This is a genomic window from Providencia sp. PROV033 (assembly GCF_028484855.1).
Taxonomy (GTDB): Bacteria; Pseudomonadota; Gammaproteobacteria; order Enterobacterales; family Enterobacteriaceae; genus Providencia; species Providencia alcalifaciens.
The window spans coordinates 12,818-38,449 of the sequence record NZ_JAMPSW010000005.1 but is presented as its reverse complement, the minus strand read 5'-3'; the positions used below and the strand labels follow the sequence as shown (position 1 = coordinate 38,449).

The 25,632-nt window shown below is 43.0% G+C and carries 25 protein-coding genes; 3 read left to right on the top strand and 22 right to left on the bottom strand.

Going from position 1 to position 25,632, the window contains the following annotated elements; genetic code table 11:
- Positions 1-105 precede the first annotated feature (105 nt).
- The 18 genes from nagZ to yceD all read right to left on the bottom strand — a co-directional run bounded on the left by nagZ (position 106) and on the right by yceD (position 14,098).
- Positions 106-1,143 (bottom strand): beta-N-acetylhexosaminidase, encoded by a 1,038-nt coding sequence (nagZ, locus tag PSF16_RS02280; protein WP_392397801.1) that lies wholly within the window; start codon positions 1,141-1,143, stop codon positions 106-108.
- A gap of 54 nt (positions 1,144-1,197) precedes the next feature.
- The gene (locus PSF16_RS02275; protein ID WP_272688707.1) at positions 1,198-2,082 is read right to left on the bottom strand and encodes a thiamine kinase; all 885 of its coding nucleotides are present in this window, start codon (positions 2,080-2,082) and stop codon (positions 1,198-1,200) included.
- Positions 2,075-2,668, bottom strand: coding sequence for a penicillin-binding protein activator LpoB (lpoB, locus tag PSF16_RS02270; protein ID WP_006660816.1), 594 nt, complete (start codon positions 2,666-2,668; stop codon positions 2,075-2,077). Before lpoB ends, PSF16_RS02275 begins: the two co-directional genes overlap by 8 nt.
- Entirely contained in the window at positions 2,665-3,084 is a 420-nt protein-coding gene (locus PSF16_RS02265) for a YcfL family protein (protein ID WP_272688706.1), read from the bottom strand. The genes lpoB and PSF16_RS02265 overlap by 4 nt, the downstream gene beginning before the upstream one ends.
- A 6-nt stretch (positions 3,085-3,090) precedes the next feature.
- On the bottom strand, positions 3,091-3,441 hold the full coding sequence (gene hinT, locus PSF16_RS02260; protein WP_006660814.1) for a purine nucleoside phosphoramidase: 351 nt from the start codon (positions 3,439-3,441) through the stop codon (positions 3,091-3,093).
- A gap of 33 nt (positions 3,442-3,474) precedes the next feature.
- Positions 3,475-4,257: a metal-dependent hydrolase gene (locus PSF16_RS02255; protein WP_272688705.1), complete on the bottom strand. Its 783-nt coding sequence runs from the start codon at positions 4,255-4,257 to the stop codon at positions 3,475-3,477.
- A gap of 12 nt (positions 4,258-4,269) precedes the next feature.
- Positions 4,270-5,262 (bottom strand): DNA polymerase III subunit delta', encoded by a 993-nt coding sequence (gene holB / locus PSF16_RS02250; protein ID WP_006660812.1) that lies wholly within the window; start codon positions 5,260-5,262, stop codon positions 4,270-4,272.
- 10 nt (positions 5,263-5,272) lie between these two features.
- Positions 5,273-5,899, bottom strand: coding sequence for a dTMP kinase (gene tmk, locus PSF16_RS02245; RefSeq protein WP_006660811.1), 627 nt, complete (start codon positions 5,897-5,899; stop codon positions 5,273-5,275).
- Positions 5,900-5,907: 8 nt separating this feature from the next.
- Positions 5,908-6,930, bottom strand: a complete 1,023-nt coding sequence (gene mltG, locus PSF16_RS02240) for an endolytic transglycosylase MltG (RefSeq protein ID WP_272688704.1) — start codon at positions 6,928-6,930, stop codon at positions 5,908-5,910.
- Between the two features lie 60 nt (positions 6,931-6,990).
- On the bottom strand, positions 6,991-7,818 hold the full coding sequence (gene pabC / locus PSF16_RS02235) for an aminodeoxychorismate lyase (protein WP_272688703.1): 828 nt from the start codon (positions 7,816-7,818) through the stop codon (positions 6,991-6,993).
- Positions 7,819-7,965: 147 nt separating this feature from the next.
- Positions 7,966-9,216 carry a beta-ketoacyl-ACP synthase II gene (fabF, locus tag PSF16_RS02230; RefSeq protein ID WP_272688702.1) on the bottom strand — a complete coding sequence of 417 codons (1,251 nt, stop codon included), beginning with the start codon at positions 9,214-9,216 and terminating at the stop codon, positions 7,966-7,968.
- A gap of 78 nt (positions 9,217-9,294) precedes the next feature.
- Positions 9,295-9,528: an acyl carrier protein gene (acpP, locus tag PSF16_RS02225; protein WP_006660807.1), complete on the bottom strand. Its 234-nt coding sequence runs from the start codon at positions 9,526-9,528 to the stop codon at positions 9,295-9,297.
- 156 nt (positions 9,529-9,684) lie between these two features.
- Positions 9,685-10,425 carry a 3-oxoacyl-ACP reductase FabG gene (fabG, locus tag PSF16_RS02220; RefSeq protein WP_272688701.1) on the bottom strand — a complete coding sequence of 247 codons (741 nt, stop codon included), beginning with the start codon at positions 10,423-10,425 and terminating at the stop codon, positions 9,685-9,687.
- Positions 10,426-10,433: 8 nt separating this feature from the next.
- On the bottom strand, positions 10,434-11,366 hold the full coding sequence (gene fabD / locus PSF16_RS02215; RefSeq protein WP_006661429.1) for an ACP S-malonyltransferase: 933 nt from the start codon (positions 11,364-11,366) through the stop codon (positions 10,434-10,436).
- Between the two features lie 18 nt (positions 11,367-11,384).
- Positions 11,385-12,335, bottom strand: a complete 951-nt coding sequence (locus PSF16_RS02210) for a beta-ketoacyl-ACP synthase III (RefSeq protein ID WP_036966030.1) — start codon at positions 12,333-12,335, stop codon at positions 11,385-11,387.
- Between the two features lie 3 nt (positions 12,336-12,338).
- A complete protein-coding gene (plsX, locus tag PSF16_RS02205; RefSeq protein WP_272688700.1) occupies positions 12,339-13,379 on the bottom strand; it encodes a phosphate acyltransferase PlsX in 1,041 nt (346 codons plus the stop codon).
- A gap of 11 nt (positions 13,380-13,390) precedes the next feature.
- Entirely contained in the window at positions 13,391-13,561 is a 171-nt protein-coding gene (gene rpmF / locus PSF16_RS02200) for a 50S ribosomal protein L32 (protein ID WP_006660802.1), read from the bottom strand.
- Positions 13,562-13,573: 12 nt separating this feature from the next.
- Positions 13,574-14,098, bottom strand: a complete 525-nt coding sequence (yceD, locus tag PSF16_RS02195) for a 23S rRNA accumulation protein YceD (protein WP_006660801.1) — start codon at positions 14,096-14,098, stop codon at positions 13,574-13,576.
- Positions 14,099-14,240: 142 nt separating this feature from the next.
- On the opposite strand from yceD, the gene PSF16_RS02190 reads away from it, so the two are divergent.
- Entirely contained in the window at positions 14,241-14,825 is a 585-nt protein-coding gene (locus tag PSF16_RS02190) for a Maf family protein (protein WP_006660800.1), read from the top strand.
- Positions 14,826-14,873: 48 nt separating this feature from the next.
- Here PSF16_RS02190 and rluC read toward each other — a convergent pair whose 3' ends face one another.
- Positions 14,874-15,830, bottom strand: coding sequence for a 23S rRNA pseudouridine(955/2504/2580) synthase RluC (gene rluC, locus PSF16_RS02185; protein ID WP_272688699.1), 957 nt, complete (start codon positions 15,828-15,830; stop codon positions 14,874-14,876).
- Between the two features lie 618 nt (positions 15,831-16,448).
- On the opposite strand from rluC, the gene rne reads away from it, so the two are divergent.
- On the top strand, positions 16,449-19,619 hold the full coding sequence (rne, locus tag PSF16_RS02180) for a ribonuclease E (protein ID WP_272688698.1): 3,171 nt from the start codon (positions 16,449-16,451) through the stop codon (positions 19,617-19,619).
- A 149-nt stretch (positions 19,620-19,768) separates the two neighbouring features.
- On the opposite strand, the gene tmaR is transcribed toward rne, so the two are convergent.
- Positions 19,769-20,101: a PTS system regulator TmaR gene (gene tmaR, locus PSF16_RS02175; protein WP_006660797.1), complete on the bottom strand. Its 333-nt coding sequence runs from the start codon at positions 20,099-20,101 to the stop codon at positions 19,769-19,771.
- 418 nt (positions 20,102-20,519) lie between these two features.
- Here tmaR and sbcB point away from each other — a divergent pair, with 418 nt between their 5' ends.
- Positions 20,520-21,959, top strand: coding sequence for an exodeoxyribonuclease I (sbcB, locus tag PSF16_RS02170; RefSeq protein ID WP_272688719.1), 1,440 nt, complete (start codon positions 20,520-20,522; stop codon positions 21,957-21,959).
- A 60-nt stretch (positions 21,960-22,019) separates the two neighbouring features.
- Here sbcB and dld read toward each other — a convergent pair whose 3' ends face one another.
- Entirely contained in the window at positions 22,020-23,747 is a 1,728-nt protein-coding gene (gene dld, locus PSF16_RS02165; protein WP_006661425.1) for a D-lactate dehydrogenase, read from the bottom strand.
- A 442-nt stretch (positions 23,748-24,189) separates the two neighbouring features.
- The gene (locus PSF16_RS02160) at positions 24,190-25,572 is read right to left on the bottom strand and encodes an APC family permease (RefSeq protein ID WP_006660794.1); all 1,383 of its coding nucleotides are present in this window, start codon (positions 25,570-25,572) and stop codon (positions 24,190-24,192) included.
- Positions 25,573-25,632: the final 60 nt, after the last annotated feature.

The window sequence follows — 25,632 nt, the reverse complement described above, 5'->3', positions numbered from 1 at the left end:
TTTATTTTCCCAAAATGAGGTTACCCGTAACTTATTCAGCCTATTTAAGATAAAAAAAAACCGATGAGATAATCCTCTCATCGGTCTATTTTCAGTGTAATTTAATTAGCGATTACGATGCTCTTGCCATTTTTCATGTAAATCGACTAATTGATGATGACTCTGTTTCCAACGCTCCACTGATTGCAGCTCACTTAATGTATATTGGCGACCACTGTGGTAAAGCTTAGATGCTCGGCTGTCATCTTGTTTTGGTAAATTATCCAGTACGCTCACTGCACCTTCACGATTGTTGCAAACCAAGATCATGTCACAACCTGCATTTAATGACGCTTTTGCTCGCTCTGGGTAACTTCCCATAATAGCAGCCCCTTCCATGGATAAGTCATCCGAGAAAATAACCCCGTTGAAACCAAGTTGTTCACGTAACACGGATTTCAACCAGAACGGAGAGCCACTTGCAGGACGGTCATCCGCTTGAGTGTAAATCACATGGGCTGGCATAATAGCGTCCAATAATTCACGTTGAATAAAGTCTTTAAAAATAGACATATCTTTGCCACGAATTTGCTCTAATGAGCGATCATCTCGAGGTGTTTCTTTGTGTGAGTCCGCTTTAACCGCGCCATGTCCCGGGAAATGCTTACCGGTGGTTTTCATGCCTGCGCTGCGCATTCCTCGAATAAAACGCTCTGCCATCGTCATGGCGATTTCAGGATCGGCATGGAATGAACGTTCACCAATGGCAATACTTTCATGCCCTAAATCCAACACAGGGGCAAAGCTAATATCAATATCCATGGCAATCATTTCTGCTGCCATTAACCAACCAGCTTCTTGTGCTAATTTAGCACCATCCATTTGATTATTCAGTGCGGCAAACGCCTGCGCGGACGGTAATGCAGTAAAGCCGTCACGAAAACGCTGTACGCGACCACCTTCTTGATCCACCGCAATCAATAAACGGTGTCTTGATGCATCGCGGATTTGGCGAACTAATTCCCGCAGCTGCGCCGCATCATGGAAGTTACGGGTAAATAAAATTAACCCGCCTACCAGTGGATGAGCTAAAATTTCACGCTCTTCGTTGTCCAGCTCATAACCCTGAACATCCAGCATTATCGGACCCATAACATGCCTCACTTGATTAATTTTTAACAAATTCTTGTGTATTCACTGATGTTTTCTATTGCCCGATTACAGACCAAAATAGTCTCGTAATGGGGCTGAATCATTTAAAAACTGCGCGTGTTGACGCTGACACCACTGCACTTCATACCACATTAGCGTCATGTATTTAACCCATGGCTCCCATTGCTGGCAATGACGAGCCAAATGATGTTTATCTTTATACGCACCAAACGTTTGGCAATAATGCGTCAAGAAATAATCACGTTGCTCTAGCGTCAGACTATTGAATTGAAAATAAGTTTCTAATGATAAGCCAATATCCGTATTCGCCGCATATTCCCAATCCACTAACATCGTCGGCACTTTTTGCTGACAAAGTACGTTCCCTGAATGAATGTCCATATGTGCAGGTGCAAGTTTGATAACGTTTGGCATCGGGGCGTATAGGAAATGATGATGCAATCGTTTCCATCGCGAAGATATTCTTTTTTTATCAATTCGATAGCCATAATGCGCAATCTCATTACGTAACGGTAATCGGTAGCTTAATAACGTCTGACAATGAAGCTTGGCGACTATCTCTGCCAGTTGGTATTGAAATTTAGAGGAAAGAAATTGTGCGTGGCAAGGATGATCGCCTGCAACCCATTCGAGTAACAACCAATCAGCGTTTCGCCCTATCACATCAGGCGAGTAAGCAAAATGCTTGAGTTGTTTTAAAATACGCGCTTCTTTGCGCCGATTAACAAACAAAGCACTCTGTGCTTGCCCTTCTGCTCGGGCAATTAATTTGATCGTCGAAAACGTTTTCTCGGTTCTAGAAACGGGCTGACTTTCAAGTAAATAACTACCACCGGATAAACCCGCTAATGACGAAACTTCCCAGCATGATGGTAAAATAGCTGGGAAGCATTCACCGAGTAATGCAAACAGAGAGGAACGATTACTCAATACTCTGTTTTCCAGACCAAACAATCTCACCGGTTTGCACTTCCATTAACTGCATTTCAATGCTGCGTTCTTTCGTTGAGCCGGACATCACACTGTAAATCACATATTGTGCTTGAACATAGCGTCCTAACCCAATTGCTTTACTACGCGTCACCAGACTATCATCCTGCGATAATCCTAACGTTTTACGCGCGGCAGCGACAACACCTTGGGGGACGACCTTGAATTTATTGGTTTTCGTTACTTCATTAGTTAATGCCGCTGTCACAGCCTGTGAAGGTAGACTTCCACTGGTATTATTTTTCACGGAATCGACTAACAATACTTTGCCACTTTCAACACCATCATCCGCAACCATTTTATTCACCAATGGTTGTAATGCACTTGCCCAGTCCGTTGTTTGCTGCTTAGGCGGCATAGGTACCGTGTCGGTTGGTGGCGGTGTTAAATCAGGTTGTTTTTCAGGTTGTGTTCCTGGGGTGACGTCCGGTTGTACAGGGACAATAGGCGGTTTAGGTCCTTGCGGGACTGATGGACAACCAGCCAAAATAAATGCTGCCGCTGCGACCAATAAGATCCGTTTCATTGTGACTCTCCAGCCGTTGAAGGTAAGAAAACATAGATACGAGCATTGCGGGCAAGTGGAGATGTTGTCACCTCTTTCAGCATTACTGACGAATTCGCAGGAATCATCTGAGGCTGACTTTTCGTGGAATCCACTCTTAAACCTTGCTCGTCGTACCAAAAAATACGATACAGCACAGTTACCGGTGTTTTTTCAATATTGCTCATATTAATGGTCGTCGTAGCCGTTACGTTTCCCACCTTGACCACCGGTTTTTCTACAATCACTCCTGCCGCTAGCACGGAGGGTTCCATCACCACACGCTGCTGCTCATTAAACGATAACCCTGTTTTTTTGTTCCAAACACAGCCACTTAAAAAAGCGGTAAGTAAGCTGAGTATCGTGGCATATTTTAAGACTAATGCAGCGCGTTTCATGATGAGTTACTTAGCCAATAATGGACCTAATGGACGTCCACCCACTAAGTGCATATGAATATGAAAAACTTCTTGTCCTGAATGTTTATTACAGTTCATGATTAAACGGTAACCATCTTCGGCAATGCCTTCTTCTTTCGCAATTTTTGCGGCAACAGTAAATAAGCGCCCTAATGCTAGCTCGTCATCCACCGTCACATCATTCACTGTTGGGATCAGCTTGTTTGGGATGATTAAAATGTGAGTGGGTGCCTGAGCAGCAATATCACGAAATGCGGTGACGAGTTCGTCTTGATAAACAATCTCAGACGGAATTTCACGTCGAATAATTTTACTGAAAATAGTCTCTTCTGCCATGACAAATTCCTTAATAATTCAATAGTTATCTATTTATTGTCCAACGTGTAAATGAAATAAACGGTTGAAGTTTTGTGTCGTAATTTCCGCCATTTCCTCGACGCTCACTCCTTTGAGCACAGCCATATACTCAACGACATCACGCACATAGGCAGGTTGGTTTTCTTTGCCGCGATGCGGGACTGGTGCTAAATAAGGCGAGTCCGTTTCCACTAAAATTCTATCTAACGGTACAACTCGTGCAGCTTCACGGATCTGTTCCGCATTACGGAACGTAACAATACCGGAGAAGGAGATATACATCCCTAAGTCGAGTAAGTCTATCGCGGTTTGTTGGTCTTCCGTAAAGCAATGCAATACGCCACCACACTCATCCACTTTTTCTTCGCGTAAAATGGTAAGAGTGTCTTCCCGTGCCGAACGAGTATGCACAATAACCGGCTTATTCACTTGGCGACCAATGCGAATATGCTGGCGAAATGACTCTTGCTGCAACGCTGCATTTTCCTGCTGATAATAATAATCTAAACCCGTTTCGCCGAGCGCGACAACTTCTTGACCTGCCGCTAGCTGTGCTAATTTTTCAAAATCATAACCTTCATCCAAATTGAGTGGATGAATGCCACAAGAAAATGCCACATTGTCGTGTTTGCCAATTAGCTGTTTCATGCTTTCAAAGCCCGGTAACGTGGTTGCTACCGCTAACATAAAGCCGACATCTCGTGTGGATGCTTTTGCGATAACATCATCGACGTTAGTATGCAATTTTTCATAATCTAAACAGTCGAGATGGCAGTGTGAATCAACAACAAACATAATCTACTCTTTTTATCTTGAGGGTGAAGCGAATAACGCTTCCCAATGTAATAACTGATTAGCCAGAATCAATTCCTGATTTAATGCAGGTACTGTTAATAATTGGTGACGACAGCCCTGCCACTGGCTATAAACATCTAATAATTGTGAGCTACTCATCGATGTGGCAAGCGCGGTAACACAAGCAATTTTATCTTGGTTAACAAGGAACTGACCTGCTTTTTGTTGCAATTTTATCCCATCCGAAAGCAACCCTAATAACCAACTAATGCATTCTGGTGCATTGTCTGTGTTCAATGCAGGTAAAAGCCTTAAAAAATCCTTGTTCTGCAAGCTGCTCTCTAGCTCACTACACAATAGTTGACGTCGTTGCCATTGCGCCGGCTCAAGTAATTGCAATGCAGCAATCGGTGCGCCTTGGCATAGTCGTAATGCAGTGATTGCATCATCCACAGATAAACCAGTCAGCTGTTTTTGCAGCCAGTATAACGCGACTTGCTGATCGGGAGAGGGTAAAAAGTGGGTCAAGCAGCGACTTCTTAAGGTCGCTAACATGCTTTCAATTTTTTCACAGCCCAACAGGAAATAGGTTTGACTTGATGGTTCTTCCAACGTCTTTAACAATGCGTTAGCGGCGGCATCTGTTAATGCTTGGGCATTTGGAATAGAAACCACTTTTGCACCACTTTGTTGTGCATGACCGCTTAAGGTTTCAGTGAGTTTACGAACGGCATCAACGCTGATTGTCGCTTTACCTTTTTCTACTTCTAAAACATGGTAGTCAGGATGCGTGCCTGCCAGCATTAAACGGCAACTATGGCATTCGCCACAGCTTTTCAGTCCATCTCTATTTTGACAAATAAGCCAACGACTAATGCCATAACTTAAAGCGTCTGCACCATTTCCTTTCATGGAATGGATTAATAATGCATGGTGCCCACGCCCCGCTTGGTAAGCGCTAATTAATTGACGATAAGCCTCATTCAGCCATGGATACCAATTCATTATCAATGCCTTATTTTGCTAACCATGCAAGTAACGTCTTGCGGATATCAGCTTGCACTTGTTCAATATTTTGACTCGCATCGATGGTTAAGATAGATTCATCTGCCGCCGCCAATTCTAAATAGCGGGCCCGTGTGCGTTCAAAAAATGCCAATGATTCTTTCTCAATACGGTCTAACTCACCACGGGAACGTGCTCGTTGTAAGCCTAATTCGGGTGGTAGGTCTAAATAGAGCGTCAATGCAGGTTTAAACCCACCTAACACTAAATCTCTGAGTGACGCCATTAATTGGCGGTCAATTTCCCGCCCGCCACCTTGATAAGCTTGAGAGGATAAATCGTGCCTATCGCCAATAACCCATTTTCCCTCCGCGAGAGCAGGTTTAATAACGGTATCGACCAATTGGACTCGTGCAGCGTACAGCATCAGCAATTCAGCTTTGTCTGTAACTTTATCACCTTCAATACCTTGCTTAATTAGCTCACGCAGTTTTTCAGCGAGTGGTGTGCCACCAGGTTCACGCGTGAATACCATATCGTGAACACCCGCTTGGGTTAATGTTTCAACAACTGTGTTGATTGCCGTTGTCTTTCCAGCCCCTTCTAAACCTTCAATAACAATAAATTGGTTTTTCATTTCGTTTATCAATTCTTTTGCTCAATTTGTCGGTAAACCTTAACGGCACGGTTATGATCATTAAGATTACGACTAAAAGTATGTCCGCCAGTACCGTCGGCGACAAAGTATAAGTAATCTGTTTTCGCTGGGTGCGCAGCCGCTTTAATCGAAGCAAGCCCCGGCATGGCAATGGGTGTTGGTGGTAAACCATCAATTTTATAGGTGTTATACGGAGTATAGTTATCTAAATCGCTGCGATAAATTTTACCACGATAATTCTCACCTAACCCATAGATTACCGTTGGATCAGTCTGTAAGCGCATATTTTTCTTTAAGCGATTGACAAAGACAGAAGCCACTTGCGCTCGTTCATTATCCACCCCTGTCTCTTTTTCAACAATCGATGCCATGATCAACATTTCATAGGCATTCTTATAGGGTAGATCTTTATCACGACCTTTCCACTCGTCTTCAACGATCGATTTCATACGCTTATAGGCACGCTTTAATATCTCAACATCGCTAGTACCCGCAGTGTATAAATAGGTGTCTGGATAGAGCCATCCTTCAAGGTTGTCTCCCTCTTTAAAATCCAACATAGCGTATAGCTCTGTCGGTGTTGCATCTTGCGTTTTGTGCTCCAGATAAGGCGCATCTCGCAAAATGTTGCTCCAATCAGACAGCTTATTCCCTTCGATAAAACGAATATTAAATTGCGCTTCTTTACCACTTGAGATCAGCGCTAATAATTGCTCTACCGTCATGTTTGGCTGTAGCCGGTAAGTCCCTGCTTTGAACTGCGCCAATTCTGGGCGCGCTTTGAGCAGAAGCTGAAAATGATGACCTTCTTCAATGAATTTTTCTTTGATTAATAACCCTTCTAAAGCAACTCGCCCTGTACCAGCAGGTACTGTAAAAATAGTTTCTTGTACGATGTTGATTGGCTTTTTAGCATAATCAAGGATTTGGCGATATTGCAGGTACACAACAACTGCGCCGATAATCGCAAGGACAAAAACAATTAGTGTTATTTTTTTGGCTAATTTCATTATTGGTCACTTAAATGCATTGTTCGTCGATAAACGATAAGAGTGAAATTGTTATCGGATTTAAATTTGTCGCTGTAATAATAAATATTCAAACAGCTCTCTTGATTGGTATCTCACTGTTTTATTTTCTGAAAGTTGAATACTTTTCACCGGTAATATAGGCATTAACGCATTGCAAATAATGACTTCATCACACTGTGTCAAAATTGCGGGAAACCGTTCAACTTCGGTCAAATGGTACTGGCTATCTTTGAGTTTCGCTATGATCTTTTGTCTCATTAATCCATTCACACCAGACTGCTCTAGAATGGGTGTATAAACATCTCGACCGATGCGCCAAAAGATATTCGCGCTACAGCATTCAACCATCACGCCATGGGTATCTAACACGACCGCTTCATCTAGCTTAGCATCATCTATTTCTTGGCGGATCAATACTTGTTCTAAGCGATTCAAATGTTTCATACCCGCTAAGACTGGATTGCGACTTAATGGAATTCGGCTAAGCATCAAAGCTGCGCCTTGGCACTGTAATGTGGCATAGTGCTTAGGAAAAGGGGAAACCATTACCATAATGGTTGGCTGTTTGAAGCCTTGAGAACTGTAGCCGCGACCGCCAGCGCCACGACTAATCATAACCTTCACCACAAATTCATCATCAGTCTGTTGTTCACAAACCTGCTCAATATGCTGTGTCAATTGCTTCCAATCTACTGAAGGCAATTTGAGTCGCATTGAATCTTGCTGTAGACGAAGAATATGCTGTTCTAGCATCTTAGCTTGTTGATTCATACCATGGATAGTCGTAAAGCACCCATCACCAAAGGCGATAGCGCGATCGGTAATATCAATTTGCTGACAAGAAATGCCGTTAACCCAATAAGTCATGATTGTTTCTTATAATAAAGGCTGATAAATCAGACAGTAACATAGTGTTAATATCATAAACCAAAGCAAGGAGTACTGCAAAAAGAAGGCAAAAATAAAGCCCCAGTACCAAAGATACTGGAGCTTAGGAACTCAACGAATAATTGATTATTCTGCGTGATAGCGGCGGAAAATCAATGAACCGTTAGTACCACCGAAGCCAAATGAGTTACACAGAGCATATTCCATGTTCTCGACTTTACGTGCTTCACCCGGTACGAAATCAAGATTACAACCTTCATCAGGATTGTCTAAGTTGATCGTTGGCGGAATAATCTGATCACATAAAGACAGAATAGTGAAGATAGATTCAACCGCGCCTGCAGCACCTAACAGGTGGCCCGTCATCGATTTTGTCGAACTCACTAACACTTTAGTGTCTTCACCAAAGACAGACATAACCGCTTGTGCTTCGGCTAAGTCTCCTGCAGGTGTTGATGTACCATGAGCATTAATATAACCAATATCAGTTGGTTCTATGCCTGCATCGTTTAGCGCATTTTTCATCGCTAATGCAGCGCCTTCACCATTTTCTGGTGGTGACGTCATATGGTAAGCATCGCTGCTCATACCAAAGCCTGCGATTTCCGCGTAAATTTTCGCGCCGCGTGCTTTAGCGTGCTCGTATTCTTCGAGAATAATGATGCCCGCACCATCACCCAGAACAAAACCATCACGGTCTTTATCCCAAGGACGACTTGCAGCTTGTGGGTTATCATTACGCGTTGACAATGCGCGCGCTGCACCAAAACCAGCCACACCTAATGGTGTCGTTGCTTTTTCAGTACCACCCGCTAGCATAACATCCGCATCACCATAGGCTATCATCCGTGCTGCATGTCCAATATTATGAACGCCTGATGTACAAGCTGTCGCAATTGAAATGCTTGGACCACGGAGACCATACATGATGCTTAAGTGACCAGCAGCCATGTTGATGATTGTTGATGGTACGAAGAATGGGCTAACTTTACGAGGACCACCGTGCAACATAGATTCACAGTTATCTTGAATTAATCCCAACCCGCCAATACCAGAACCAATCGCTAAACCGATACGAGTAGCATTGGCTTCTGTTACTTCCAATCCAGAATCTTTGATGGCTTGATAGCCAGCTGCGATACCATACTGAATAAATGGGTCCATCTTCTTCGCATCTTTGCGAGAGATGTCAAAATCTTCGTAATTGAAATCTTTTACTAAGCCTGCAAATTTAGTTGCGTGGTTAGTAGTATCAAAATGATCAATTAGGCTGATACCACTCTGTCCGCCACAAACAGCTTTCCATGATGAATCAACTGTATTGCCGACAGGAGATAACATGCCAAGTCCGGTTACGACTACACGACGCTTAGACACGTATGTCCTCCAAGGAGGGAATTAGTTACATAAGAAACATAGGCGATCGAATGATCGCCTAGATAAGTTTTACTGCTATTACTCAGATGCTTTGACGTAGTCAATTGCAGCCTGTACTGTAGTGATCTTTTCAGCTTCTTCGTCAGGGATTTCGCAATCGAACTCTTCTTCCAGAGCCATAACCAGTTCTACTGTGTCAAGAGAATCAGCGCCCAAGTCATCAACAAATGAAGCTGTATTTACAACTTCTTCCTCTTTAACACCCAGTTGTTCAACGATGATTTTCTTAACGCGTTCTTCGATAGTGCTCATACTATTAAAATTCCTATCAAAACTCGCTTTCGCGATGGTTTTCGTAGTTTATGAAATACAGGAAAAGATACAACCCAATCCCGGCTGTTGAAACCATTATTTTGCATTATTTTGCATTAGATAACACAAAAAAATGCAAATGGTTCCCTCATTTCTTTAGATCATGTACATGCCACCATTGACATGCAATGTTTCACCTGTGATGTAAGCAGCTTCGTCAGAAGCTAAAAATGCTACAGCACTGGCAATTTCTTGTGCATCACCCAGTCTATCCGCAGGAACCTGAGATAAAATGCCTGCACGTTGTTCGTCTGTCAATGCCTTAGTCATATCAGTTTCGATAAAACCAGGCGCTACAACGTTAACAGTGATACCACGAGAAGCGACTTCACGAGCTAATGATTTACTAAAACCGATCAGCCCAGCTTTCGCTGCCGCGTAGTTTGTTTGTCCCGCATTTCCCATCACGCCCACAACAGATGCAATAGAAATAATACGCCCACAACGTTTTTTCATCATGGCACGCAAAACGGATTTAGACAAACGGTAAACGGATGAAAGATTAGTGTCAATAATATCTTGCCACTCATCATCTTTCATGCGCATCAATAAGTTATCACGCGTAATACCAGCATTATTAACTAAAATATCGATTTCGCCAAATTCCGCACGGATCTGGGTCAATGTTTCTTCAATTGATGCTGGATCTGTCACATTTAACGCTAAGCCTTTACCTTTACCTTTACCTTCTAAATAGGCAGTAATCGCTTCCGCGCCTTTTTCGCTGGTTGCAGTACCGATAACAGTCGCGCCGCGTGACGCTAAGGTTAAAGCAATCGCTTTACCGATTCCACGGCTAGCACCAGTGACTAGTGCAATTTTTCCTTCAAAGCTCATTGTCGTCCTCAGATAGTTTCTAAAGCCGAGTCTAATGATACAGGATCATTGACTGCAACGGCAGTTAAATTAGAGACAATTCGCTTGGTTAGACCAGTCAGAACTTTGCCTGGACCCATTTCAACCAATTGCTCAATGCCTTGTTCTGCCATGAATTCGACTGTTTCAGTCCAGCGCACCGGATTATACAATTGGCGCACTAATGCATCACGGATATTTTTTGCAGACGTCTCCATTTTAACATCAACGTTATTAATAACTGGATAGGTCGGCTCACAAAATTCAATTTTTTCTAATGCATCAGCTAATTTATCTGCGGCTGGCTTCATTAATGCACAATGAGAAGGTACGCTAACAGATAATGGTAACGCACGTTTGGCACCCGCTTCTTTACATGCTGCACCCGCACGTTCAACAGCCGCTTTCTCACCCGCAATAACCACTTGTCCAGGAGAGTTAAAGTTGACAGGGGATACAACCTGCCCTTGCGCTGCGTCTTGGCATGCCTTCTCGATAGATTCGTTATCTAAACCGATAATTGCATACATTGCGCCAGTCCCTTCTGGAACAGCTTCTTGCATCAATCGACCACGCAGCTCTACCAATTTGATAGCCTGTTTGAAATCAATCACGCCAGCGCACACTAATGCAGAATATTCGCCGAGGCTATGACCAGCCATTAAAGCGGGCATTTTGCCATTTTTTTCTTGCCAAACACGGAAGATAGCAACAGACGCTGCTAATAATGCAGGCTGAGTCTGCCATGTTTTATTTAATTCTTCTTCTGGTCCATTTTGGACTAATGCCCAGAGATCGTAACCCAATGCTTCAGAGGCTTCAGCAAATGTCTCTTTAACCAGCTGATTTTGTTCAGCTAAGCCAGCTAACATTCCTAAAGACTGGGAACCCTGTCCCGGGAATACCATAGCAAATTGTGTCATGTCTGTTTTCTCAGTAAATTAAAAACGAACGAGTGCAGAGCCCCAAGTAAAACCGCCGCCAAATGCTTCTAATAGCACTAATTGACCACGTTGGATGCGACCATCGCGTACCGCTTCATCTAATGCGGTAGGGACTGATGCTGCAGAAGTATTTCCGTGACGATCCAGCGTAACAACCACTTTATCCATGGTCATATCCAATTTTTTCGCTGTCGCAGAAATAATTCTTAAATTTGCTTGATGTGGCACTAACCAATCAAGTTCTTCTTTTGCAATGTCGTTATTTGCCAATGTTTCATCAACAATGTGGGCTAACTCACGCACTGCAACTTTGAATACTTCGTTACCTGTCATGGACAAGTATGCTTGATCATCTGAACAGCGACTGCGATTTGGTAAAGAGAGCAAATCACCATAACGACCGTCTGCATGTAAATGCGTAGAAATAATACCTGGCTCTTCAGATGCACCAATCACCACAGCACCCGCTGCATCACCAAACAGAATAATCGTCCCGCGATCATTCGGGTCTAAGGTTTTTGATAACGCATCAGCGCCAATCACCAGTGCTTTTTTGGTCATGCCCGTTTTAATAAACTGATCAGCAATACTAATAGCATAGGTGAAACCAGCACACGCTGCTGCAACGTCAAATGCCGCACAGTCATTAATTCCCAACATTTGCTGAATCTGGCAAGCCGCACTTGGAAATGCGTGTGTCGCGGAAGTGGTTGCAACGATAATTAAACCAATTTCACTGCTGTCGACTTGTGCCATTTCCAATGCATTTTTTGCTGCTTGGAAACCCATTGTGGACACATTCTCATCGTCAGCTGAAATTCGTCTCTCTTTAATACCAGTACGCGTTACAATCCATTCATCAGAAGTATCAACCATTTTTTCCAGATCAGCATTGGTACGAACTTGCGATGGCAAATAGCTGCCTGTTCCTAATATTTTACTGTACATAGGTTATTGATCACTCCTGGGTAAAACAATATTAAGTCGAGCTGTTATTCTTTCAGGAACTTGTCGCTCAATAGCCTGCACGGCACGATCAATTGCGGCTTTAAACGCGCTTTCATTCGCTGCACCATGACTTTTGATGACAATGCCTTTTAATCCTAACAGAGTCGCGCCGTTATACTGGTCGGGGTTCATATCCCCAAAACGCTTCATTAGCCGTTTTTTTAACCATTTCTTAGCGAGTTGCATAAACCAACTGCTTTTTTTGTTCTCTTCACCGGCTGATTTCAACAATGAAAGAATGACTCGAATAACACCTTCCATTGTTTTTAGTGAGACATTACCTGCGAAGCCGTCACACACTAATACATCCGTTTTTCCTGTCAGCAATTCATTGCCTTCAACATAACCAATGTAATTAATTGATGCCGTTTCTTTCAACAAAGCGGCGGCTTCGCGGATATTGTCCACCCCTTTACTCTCTTCTTCGCCAATATTGAGTAAAGCGACTTTAGGTTGACTGATGTTGGCAACTTCTTCTGCCATCACTGAGCCCATTACTGCAAATTGCACAAGCATTTCACTGCTGCAATTTACGTTAGCCCCTAAATCGAGGACAACGGTTTTACCTTTCTTTTGGTTTGGCAGAATAGTCATTAACGCAGGGCGTTCAATGCCTTCAATTGATTTTAACATCAATTTAGCCAATCCCATCAGCGCACCCGTATTACCTGCGCTCACGCAAGCTTGAGCTTGACCTGTCTTGACTAACTCCAACGCCACTCGCATTGACGTCCCTTTACTTTGGCGAATTGCGTGAGATGGCTTAGCATCGCTTGCAATAACGTTTTCAGCTGGGATAATTTCGATACGCGAAAGTTGCTCCGCACTTTGTTGTGCAAGCAAAGGATGAATGGCTTCGGGTTGACCGACAAGCAGTAATTTTAATGCTGGATTAGATGCCAGTGCCTGCAATGCAGCAGGCACCGTGACGCGGGGACCAACATCCCCGCCCATGGCATCTAACGCGATGGTTAGACTAGCCAAAGTATCAACAATTACTTGCTGATAACCTTACGGCCACGGTAGTAACCATCTGCAGTCACATGGTGACGCAGGTGAGTTTCACCGGAAGTTTTATCTACAGAAACTAGGGTAGCAGTCAGTGCATCATGTGAACGACGCATACCGCGTTTTGAACGAGTTGGTTTATTCTGTTGTACGGCCATTGACCTTACTCCTTAAGTACTTTTCTTTAAACTGGCTAATACGGCAAATGGATTTGGTTTCTCTACCTCAGGAGGTAGTTCACCATACACCATGTCCGCTTCGGACACTTCACAGTGTTCAGAATCATGAACCGGAACCACTGGTAGGGATAGAATTATTTCATCTTCTAACATTCCCAGCAAATTTATTTCACCAAATTCATCTACATAAACTGGTTCATACTGTTCCGGTAATGCTTCGGCCTTTTCGTCATTGACGACAGGACTAAAACAATACGATACGTAGACATGATGTTTGAAATTTTTTCCGCAACGTTGGCATTGTAGGGTGACATCCACTTCAGAATGCCCCTCTATGACCGTCAAGCGCTGATTATCAATTTTAAATGATAATTTGCTTTCAACATCACTATCTACACTGACTACTGATTCGGCAATTCGTGCTACTTGCTCAGGTGTGTAACTCCCGACATAGTCGAGGTTTTTCTGAGCTGCACGCTGCGCATCGATAGTCAGGGGTAATTTTACCTTTTGCATAAGGCGCGCATATTAACTTTGTAATGAACTATAGTCAAAGAAAAAGGCGGGATAAACTCGCCTTTTCACCAAAAAATCGCCGGTTAAGCGGATATAGTTTAAAATGAGTTAACCCTTTTGGCTACGAGTTTCGAGAAAAATCATGAAATCGATTATTTTGGCATCAACCTCTGAATACCGACAAGCGTTGCTGAAAAAGCTAGGCATCCCTTTTCTAGCGGCGGCGCCCAATATTGATGAAACCCCTATACTACAGGAATCGGCTCAAGCTTTAGTGATACGTTTATCTCACGAAAAAGCCAAGGCGTTGTCTCAACAATACCCTCAACACCTGATTATCGGCTCTGACCAAGTTTGTGTCATTGACGATAAGATCGTCGGAAAACCGCACAATTTTGAGAATGCGTTTAAGCAGCTCAAAGCTGCGTCAGGTCATCGAGTCACTTTTTATACTGGGCTTTGCTTATTAGATAGCACAACGGGTACATTTAATGTTCAGTGTGAGCCCTTCGATGTCTATTTTAGACAGTTAACGGATGAAGAAATCACCCAGTATTTACATAAAGATGAACCGTACCAATGTGCAGGTAGTTTTAAATCGGAAGGGTTGGGTATTAGCCTATTTGATAAGTTATCAGGACGAGATCCAAACACATTAATTGGCTTACCCACAATTTTATTGCTGGAAATGTTACGCCAGCATGATGTGAATCCACTCCTAGACTAGATGACAAGGTTAGCTGACATGTTGATGTCAGCTAATGCTTACACACCATTATTGTGCTTTTTTAGCTCTCAACACTTTGAGACACTGATTTAAATCATTATGCAGTGGCGCAACAACGCGCATTTCTTTCCCAGATTTTGGGTGAGTAAATTTTAGGGCATACGCATGCAGGAATAGACGTTTTAACCCTGTATCGGCAAGTTGACTATCAAACTGTTTATCACCATAACGATCATCAAAAGCAATTGGATGCCCCGCATGTAACGTATGGACACGAATTTGATGAGTACGACCAGTCACTGGACTCGCTTTTACCAACGTCGCGTTTTCAAAACGCTCTTCAACTTTAAAACGCGTTTCAGAAGGTTTACCTTCACTGCTTACACGAACAATACGCTCACCACTTTGCAAAATATTTTTTAATAATGGTGCTTGAACAACTTTCGTGTGCGACTGCCAGTTACCACGAACTAACGCTAAATAATCTTTCTGCATCTGTTTTAAACGCAGCTGCTCATGAAGTGCGCGTAATGCCGAGCGCTTTTTAGCCACCAATAAAATGCCTGATGTATCTCGGTCTAAGCGATGCACTAACTCCAGAAAACGTGCTTCTGGGCGCAACGCTCGCAATCCTTCAATAACACCAAAGCTTAATCCGCTGCCGCCATGCACTGCGGTTCCGGATGGCTTATTGATCACTAAAATGGATTCGTCTTCATAAAGAATACAATCAGCTAACGCCGCCACTTTATCTAATTTTGCTGAAACTGGTGCTGTTTCACGCTCAGCGACACGCACAGGCGGGACACGAACTTGATCCCCTTCCAGTAATTTGTATTCTGGCTTAATTCGCCCTTTGTTGACACGCACTTCACCTTTACGGATGATGCGATAAATCATGCTCTTAGGAACACCTTTTAACTTGCTCAGCAAGAAATTATCAATGCGCTGCCCTGCTTCGTCATCGCTAATATCAATAAATTGGACTTGGTTTTCTGTTTTCATTCGGGAATGCGTTAACTCTAATTGATGAATAAATAGTCTCACTTACGTGGGTATATCATACCGACTCCACGAATTTTTTTATGTTTTTTTTTAAATTGGTCAATTTCTAGATGATCGGCTCAATTTCTTAATAAAATTTCCATATAACTTACGTTGCGCTTGCTATAATGCACTTGGCAATGGAATAATAAGCGCTGCCAAGATGTTTAAAAACGAAAATTGGCTTTGCTATGTTAGCTTTAGGTGTTTTTGCACTTTCAGCTATAATTATTTTTAGCTAGTAGAATACAAGTTAGACGTAATACTGTAGGAATTTATTATTTGATGGCGTAACGATGCTGCAATGGCGTAAGACATCTAACAAGATCAAGTAAATTAGCGAGCAACGAATTTTAGCTTATTGGGTTGGGAGTCTCCGTTTTCTAAGAAATTTACGGCATCCTGATTAAGAACGCTGAATTTTTAATCTAAAAATCAGGTTCACCGAATACTGCGCGTCTCTATACGAACGACTGCCGAGAGGTAGACGGCTTTGTAAAAATCATGAGGCCATCGGTTTACAGTAGCTCTTTCTTTCGCTGCTCTTTATTATTTAAAAAATAATGAGTAAGTAACAACATGAAAAGAATGCTAATCAACGCAACTCAACAGGAAGAGTTGCGTGTTGCCCTTGTTGACGGGCAACGACTCTACGATTTGGATATTGAAAGCCCAGGTCATGAGCAAAAAAAAGCCAACATTTACAAAGGTAAAATTACCCGTATTGAACCAAGCCTTGAAGCTGCTTTTGTTGATTATGGCGCTGAAAGACACGGTTTCCTGCCTATCAAAGAGATCGCTCGCGAATACTTCCCAAGCAATTATCACTCTCAAGGTCGTCCGAACATCAAAGATGTGCTGAAAGAAGGCCAAGAAGTTATTGTTCAAGTTGATAAAGAAGAACGTGGTAACAAAGGTGCTGCCTTAACCACATTTATCAGCTTAGCGGGAAGTTATTTAGTTCTCATGCCTAATAACCCTCGTGCAGGTGGTATTTCCCGCCGCATCGAAGGTGAAGACCGCACAGAATTAAAAGAAGCACTATCTTGCTTAGAAATCCCAGAGGGTATGGGATTAATCGTTCGTACCGCGGGCGTTGGCAAATCAGCAGAATCACTACAACAAGATTTACTGTATCGCTTACGCCATTGGGAAGCGATTCAAAAAGCAGCAGAAAACCGCCCTGCTCCATTCTTAATCCACCAAGAAAGCAACGTTATCGTTCGTGCTTTCCGCGATTACTTACGTCCTGATATCGGTGAAATTCTGATCGACAACCCGAAAGTGGTTGAAATGGCGCGTAACCATATCGAAGCAATTGGTCGTGGTGATTTTGCAAGTAAAATTAAACATTATAGCGGCGATGTTCCACTGTTTAGCCACTATCAAATTGAATCTCAAATCGAGTCAGCGTTCCAACGTGAAGTCCGTTTACCTTCAGGTGGTGCGTTAGTTATCGATACAACGGAAGCCTTAACGGCTATCGATATCAACTCCTCACGTTCAACCCGTGGTGGCGATATCGAAGAAACCGCATTCAATACTAACCTTGAAGCCGCTGATGAGATTGCACGTCAATTACGCTTACGTGACTTAGGTGGTCTAATTGTTATCGACTTTATCGATATGACCCCAGTTCGCCATCAGCGTGAAGTTGAAAACCGTCTACGCGAAGCAGTTCGTCAAGACCGTGCGCGTATTCAAATTGCTCGTATTTCACGTTTTGGTCTGTTAGAGATGTCTCGCCAGCGTCTTAGCCCATCTTTGGGTGAATCTAGCCATCACGTCTGCCCACGCTGTTCGGGTACCGGAACTATCCGTGATAATGAATCGCTGTCGCTGTCTGTACTGCGTTTAATTGAAGAAGAAGCACTGAAAGAAAATACCCATGAAGTGCATGCGATTGTTCCCGTACAAATCGCGTCGTATCTGTTAAACGAAAAACGCCAAGCTGTCACTGAGATTGAACGGCGCCAGCGCAACGTTCGTGTTGTGATAGTCCCTAACGATCAGATGCAAACACCGCATTTCCATGTCATCCGTATTCGTAAAGGTGAAGAAGTTCAGACTCTGAGCTACAACTTAGCGCAATACCATGAAACGGAAACGCTGAATCAAGGCGAAGAGCCAACAAGCGAGCGTAAAGCCCCTGAGCAACCTGCTATTTCAGCATTTGCACTGCAAGAACCTGTTGAAGTGCCTGCACTGAAACAAAAAGAGTCTCCATCTAAAGCGCCAGCCCGTCCAAAAACAGACGAGCAACCTAACGTTGGTTTATTCAGTAAAATCGCAGCTTTCTTTAAAGGTCTATTTGCCGAAGAAGAAAAAGTGGTTGAACAACCAGCGCAAAAAGCGCGCCCAAACAATAATGATCGTCGCCGTAATAATGACCGTCGCCGTAATAACGATCGCCGTAATAACAATCGCCGTGACCGCGATGATAATTACGAAAATCGTGATAACCGCGAAAATCGTAATAATCGTAATGCGCAATCTGAAGATGCAGCAAATCGCAATAAGGGTCGTCATAACAAAAATACGAACCAAGTTGATGAGCAAACGACAGACACTGCAAACCGCGATAATCAACAACGCCGTGAGCAACGTGCAGAACGTCGTCGCCGTCAAGATGAGAAACGCCAACAACAAACAGCGAAAACTCAACAAGATAGCCAACAAGCTGCTGTTGACAATACCGTTGTAGAAAAAGATGAAGAAGAGCAGCGTCCAGTAGCGCCTCGTCGTCAACGCCGTCAGTTAACACAAAAAATCCGTGTGACTGATAATGAGCAAACGACAGAGACTGCAATTGTTGCAGAGATGCCAGCTACGCCAATGGCGGCACTTCCTTCAACCGTTAATGTTGAGAAAAAACACGATAATGTCACGTTGAACGAAGATGACAATTTGGCGGTTAACTCAGAGCAACAGGATGATGAGAAACAAGACACCATTATCCCACGTCGTTCTCGTCGTTCACCACGCCATCTGCGTGTGAGTGGTCAGCGTCGTCGTCGTTACCGTGATGAGCGTCATCTGAATAAATCACCAATGCCTTTAGCGGCGGCTGTAGCCTCCCCTGAATTAGCGTCTGGTAAAGTATTTATTCGTTACCCTGTTGTTCAGCCTCAACAAGAAAGCATGGCTATCATGACCAATGAAGAAATGCTAGAACAACAAAACACGGTTCAGGCTCCAGCTGCAATTCAAGCGCCGGTGGAACAGGTTGAAGTGAAATCAGAACACATTGAAACCCCAGTCGTTACTGAAACTGTCGTTGAGACACCAAAAGTAGAAACAGAGACTCATGTTGTCGCTGAATCTATTGAGACCATTGCCGTAGAAAGCAATACTGTCCTGGAAAGCGTCATTGCTGACGTTACTGAAACAGAAAAAACTGATGTTGTTCAAACGGTTGTTGATACAATTGTTGAAACACCTGTCGTTGAAGAAATCAAAGCGATTTCTGAACCTGCGGTGGCGGATGTCGTCGTTGAAACGAAGATTGCTACGGCAACAGTAGTTGAAACAACAGTGGTCGATGCTGTTTCAACATCAAACGCGCTTAGCTTACACAAATGTCATGCATACTCACCAATGACGAAAGCCCCAGCCCCTGCGGTGATGGCTTCCGACTTTGAAATTAAAGAGTATCAACGTGAGCCATCAACCTTTGAATCTAAAGGTGCAGGTGGTCATGTGGCAGCGAATGTTGCCACATCAGAAATGGCAAAACCAGCTAGTGTCTAATGAGTTAGACATATAATAAATAGCCTCGATAGTATATCGGGGCTTTTTTTTTGCCTCATATTCTTCAATGCTCGTTATAAGAATAAAAAAATGCCCCGCTGGGTTTAAAACATCACAACGAGGCATCTTAAAACTGAATTTTTTAGGGTTTATTTCACATCAATACGTGGTAAATCACCCATCTCTTTAAGCTTCTTAGATATTTCACGGCGTTCTTTAGAAAGCTCCGCATTTTTAATGATGTAATCGTCTACGCGGTCATCATAGTCGCTACGCATATTGGCAATAATAGCTTGGATATCTTCAATAGACATGCCCGGCTTAATATATTCACTAAGGTTATCTAACAGCAAAACACGTTTTTGGTTATCACGAATTTTCTTTTCATTATCCGTGATTTCGCGACGAATTTTATTTTTACGACGAAACATACGCACAAATTCCAGCACATTTTGGAAAGTTGGTTTGTTAGCGTTTTCCATGTTTAAAATCCTCTATTCAATAATCAAAATGTATTGTCTATTAACACAATACCTTCTTCCATGGTCACCTTACAAGTTACATTCACAATTTTATTAATTTGAATTTAATGATTTGCATTACCAATGCGTCTTTAGCCCTTAATTTGCGAGCACACTCAGGGAAGACTGAATTTTATCATCATGAAGATGCTATTGAAGCGTGAATCGGTATCGCACAGTCATCACGCTGACGACGAGAAACGCGCTATCACACTCTATCCCTTGGGATCCAACGTTAAAAACGTGCCGCAGTATGATTCATGCAATAGGAATATCATTTTCTTCACGAGTAACTTCCACATAAGTTTAGATTTTCTGCCAGATGGTTTACCATAGCCTTCAAACGGTTATACGCTTGCATTACTCACCTAAATCGACGATGGACCTCATTTTGAAAAATAATCATAACCAGCCAACCTTCTTTATTCATGACTATGAAACATTTGGTAAGCATCCGGCTCTCGATCGCCCTGCTCAATTTGCTGGTGTGCGAACAGACTTAGATTTCAACATCATCGGTGAACCTGAAGTATTTTACTGTAAACCTACGGATGATTATCTTCCTCAGCCGGAAGCTGTAATGATAACGGGGATTACCCCGCAAATCGCTATGGCAAATGGTGTAAATGAAGCCGAGTTTGCCAAACGTATTCATCAGGCATTTAGCGTGCCGAACACCTGCATTATGGGCTACAACAACATTCGCTTTGATGATGAAGTCACTCGAAATATTTTTTACCGTAATTTTTATGACCCGTATGCCTATAGCTGGCAACAAGGTAATTCTCGCTGGGATTTATTGGATGCATTACGTGCGTGTTTCGCATTGCGCCCTGAAGGAATTAACTGGCCAGAAAACGATGATGGGTTACCTAGCTTACGTTTAGAGCATCTCACCAAAGCCAATGACGTTTCCCATGAAAATGCTCATGATGCGATGTCCGACGTTTTAGCCACCATCAATATGGCAAAATTGTTGAAACAGGCACAGCCACGGATGTTTGACTATTTCTATCAGCTAAGAAATAAAAATAAAGTTAACCAGCTGATTGATATTGTGGATATGACCCCATTAGTACATGTGTCGGGGATGTTTGGTGCCTTACGTTCATACGTAAGCTTAGTGACTCCACTAGCATGGCATCCTGAGAATAAAAATGCGGTGATTATGTGTGACCTCTCTGGCGATATGTCACCACTGCTAACATTAAGTGCTGATGAACTTCGTGAACGCTTGTACACCCCTAAAGCTGAACTCGGGGATGACCTGCCAGTTCCAATCAAATTAGTGCATATCAATAAGTGCCCAATCCTTGCGCCAATCAACACATTACGTACCGTTGATGCTGAACGTACTGGACTGGATCGGGATCTGTGCATGCGTAATTTAGAATTGCTGCGCAAAAATCCGGATGTCCGAAATAAACTGATTGAACTATTTAGCGTAGGTCAACAATTTGAAGAATCAAATGACGTGGATAGCCAAATCTATAATGGCTTTTTCAGTCCTTCAGATCGCTCCACAATGGATATTATTCGCGAAACAGCACCGCAAAATTTACCTGCGTTAGATCTTAGTTTTGAAGATAAACGTATGAAAGAGTTATTCTTCCGCTATAAAGCACGAAACTACCCGTCCACGTTATCCTATGATGAGCAGCAACGTTGGTTGCAGCATCGCCGTGACTATTTTACCGAAGCGCGTTTAACCGACTATTTACAACAGATTCAATTGCTTATGGACGTGCATCATGAAGATGAGAAACGCTGCCAGCAATTAAAAGCATTAGTAAACTATGCCTATGAATTAGCAAGTTAATAACCAGTGATAAAAATAAAAATGGGCAGAAAACCTGCCCATTAAATTGCAATTATTTGATTAGTGGTCGCAACCACAATCCCCTTCCCAATGTTTGCGCTTGGTTGTCTTACCCAACCCTGGATTCATCGTGTTTGTCGGGTCTGACTCTTTGTAGAACGATTTTAGTTGTTCTGGTGCCTTATACAGATGTCCAACATTGTGTTCTGCTGGATACTGAGCGCCACGCGCATCCAGTAATTCCAACATTTTTTGTTTTAACTCTTTTGGATCGACACCTTTTTTCAAGACATAGTCTTGGTGCATTACGTGGCACATAAAGTGTCCGCAATATAGCTTATGCACAATGAGGTTTTCTATCTCTGGCGGTAACTTTTCAAACCAATCACGGTCATTACGTCTCAATGCAATATCTAACGGTAAGACGTCTTCAACATCTTTATTATGTACAGCATGATAGCGTACCGCTGACCCCGCAGCGGCAAATCGATGCAAGAATGCTTTTGCGCCCTCTTCTGGCGTGCATTCAAAATAACCACCATCCGCGGTTGCAAAGAATGATTTCAGCCAAACTTTTGCTTCATCAATCCCATCGCCTGCCATTTTAAGCATCAAATGGTGCTCATATTTATCTCGGAATTGTTTCATTCTAGGCGGTAAATGAGAAGGCCAAAGCTTGCTTAACAGCTGCATAGTTCGGTCAATTAAGTTTGATGGGAGCAATGGAACTTTATTCAGCACAGCGTCCATACGTCCTTTAATTGTGAAGAACGTAGGCATTTTATCTGTGCCAAACTTATCTATCATTAAGAACGTATCTTTGCCGTATATTTCCGCAATATCAAAACAACCGCGATGCATGTATTCACCTGCAACAGGTAAATTTTCAAATTCACTGAGAATATGGCGACGGATATCTTCAAGCACATCGGGATTGTTCGAGCCAATATAGAAAACTTGTGTTGCTTTATCCGCAGGGAACGTGTCTAAACGTACGGCAAACACAGCTAATTTACCGGCGCAACCTGACGCTTCAAATAGTCGGCGCTCATCCGCATTAAAACGAGAAGGTGTATCGGCATCCACATCACGTACCCGCGTTGCGTATTCATGGTCAGATGCTAATTTTTCACTGCTTTCCACATCTTCGCTACTGTAGCGACGATTTTGTAAGTTGGTCAGGATCTCTTCTGGTGTATCACCCAATGCGATCCCTAAATGGTTGACCAATTCAACAGTACCATCTTCATTCACTCGCCCGTATAACGCAAGCTCAGTATAGGCGGGTCCTCGGCGTACTAATGAACCGCCTGAACTGTTGCAAATACCACCAACAACAGAGGCGCCAATGCAAGAAGAACCAATTAATGAATGGGGTTCACGACCCAGCGGTTTGAGAATTTTTTCGAGGTCATAGAGTGTACTGCCTGGCATCGCAACCACTTGGTTAAATTCAGGCAGGACTTGTATTTGGTTCAAACGCAATGTGCTAATAATCACGATATCACGATCATAATCATAACCACTTGGCGTTGAACCTTCAGTTAACCCTGTATTTGCCGCTTGCATAATGACGACTTTATCGGCTTCGACACAGGCTTTAAACACATACCATTGCTCTAATAACGTGGTTGGAAAAACAACAGCAATGGCATCCCCTACACCGGAGCGAAAGCCTTTACGATAACGTTCTGTTTTATGGGGTTCGGTAAGGATATTTTTTTTGCCAACAATGTTCCTGAGTGTGAGTAATAGTCGTTGGTTCTCAGGATTTTTTACATCATTCATCTCATGCCTTCCTGTCAGGGTATTGCCATTAATATCCTTTCACAATATCACATAAGATTAATATGTTAAGAAATTATTAATCCCCTTCAGAAACAAAAACAGCACCCAATGGTGCTGTTTTTATTCGTCTTCAATTTCAGTTCGTAGTTTGCCGTTTGCCGTTTGCCGTTTGCCGTTTGCCGTTTGCCGTTTGCCGTTTGCCGTTTGCCGTTTGCCGTTTGCCGTTTGCCGTTAAATTATTTTGATACTTACATGCATTCAAAATAATTCGTGTTGTAGCTAGGCGGCAAGCAAGCTAGCCCCTAGGAGCATACATAAGTATGTGACTAGGGCTAGCGCGTGCAGCCAACAACGCTACAGCGCGAAGTATGAAGAATTGCTTTCCCTAAATATTTCAGTGCTGTAGCCAACAACGCTACAGCACGAAGTATGAAGAATATATCTAAACGTCGCTCATCTGCGGCATAGGCCTACGGAACATCCGAGTCAACACCGCCATATACACCAAACCAACCGCCGTCCAAATCAAACCATAAACCATTGAATCTTCTTCGATATTCAACCACAGCACACAGACTGTGAGGGTACCGATGATCGGTAATATCAAATAGTTCATGATGTTCTTAAAGCCTTTAATACGGCGTTCACGAATAAAGAACTGGCTGATCACTGAGATGTTCACGAAAGTAAATGCAATCAGTGCACCAAAGTTAATTAACGCGGTGGCGAAATCCATCTCAAACCAGATAGCGCCGAGAGCTAAGAAACCAACTAACAGAACGTTATACGCTGGTGTACGCCATGTTGGGCTTACGTAACCAAAGATTTTCTCTGGGAATACGCCATCACGCCCCATAACATACATCAAACGCGCACTCCCCGCATGGGCAGCCATGCCCGATGCTAATACAGTGACGCAGGAGAACACGAGAATAATCGCTTGGAAGAACGATCCTGCGACAAACCGCATGATGTCTGGCTGTGTTTCGTTAATATTCGCAAAACGTGAAACATCTGGGAAAAATTGTTGTAAGAAGAATGAAACGGTAATAAAGATCACACCACCAATCAGCGCTGTTAGGAAAATAGCACGAGGGATGACTTTACCTGCGTTTGGCGTTTCTTCTGACAGTGAACTTAACCCATCAAAGCCTAAGAATGAGAAACAGAGTATCGTCGCCCCTGCAATCAGTGGGATCAATTCCGTTTTTTCATTCGCAAATGGATTAAATGTCCAGATCTCCCCTGAACCTTCACCATTTGAAACGCCGTGGATCACTAAACCAGTAAAGACGGCCATTACCCCTATTTGGATAATCGCAATAACCGTACTTAGGTTTGCAATTACGTTGATACCCCGTAAGTTAGCAGCCGTCATTAAAATAACTAAGCCAATCACAAAGAACGCAGGTTCAACATTCGGGAAAATATCTTGTAAATAGATTTTCGCCAATAAAATGTTAATCATTGGCATGAAAATGTAGGACAGCAAAGATGTCCAACCCACAAGGAAACCAATATGTGGACTCATTGATTTCTGGGCATAAGTATACGCTGAACCAGCGGATGGGAAGCGTTTTACCAGCTTACCGTAGCTCAGTGCAGTAAACAGTATCGCAGCCAGTGCAATAATGTATGAAGTCGGGACGTGACCACCAGTCTTATCTGATACCATTCCGAAAGTATCAAAAATAGTCATTGGCTGAATATACGCAATACCGATCATGACGACTTGCACAAGTGTTAATGTTTTCGCAAGTTGAACTCGGTTATTGGCGCCAGTTTGGTTGTGGCCGATATCTAAAGGTACGGAATTATTTTGCATGATAAAGCCCTCCCATAACTTTCGATTGAGTACTTCGACTCAATCGACAGTTACTGGGAA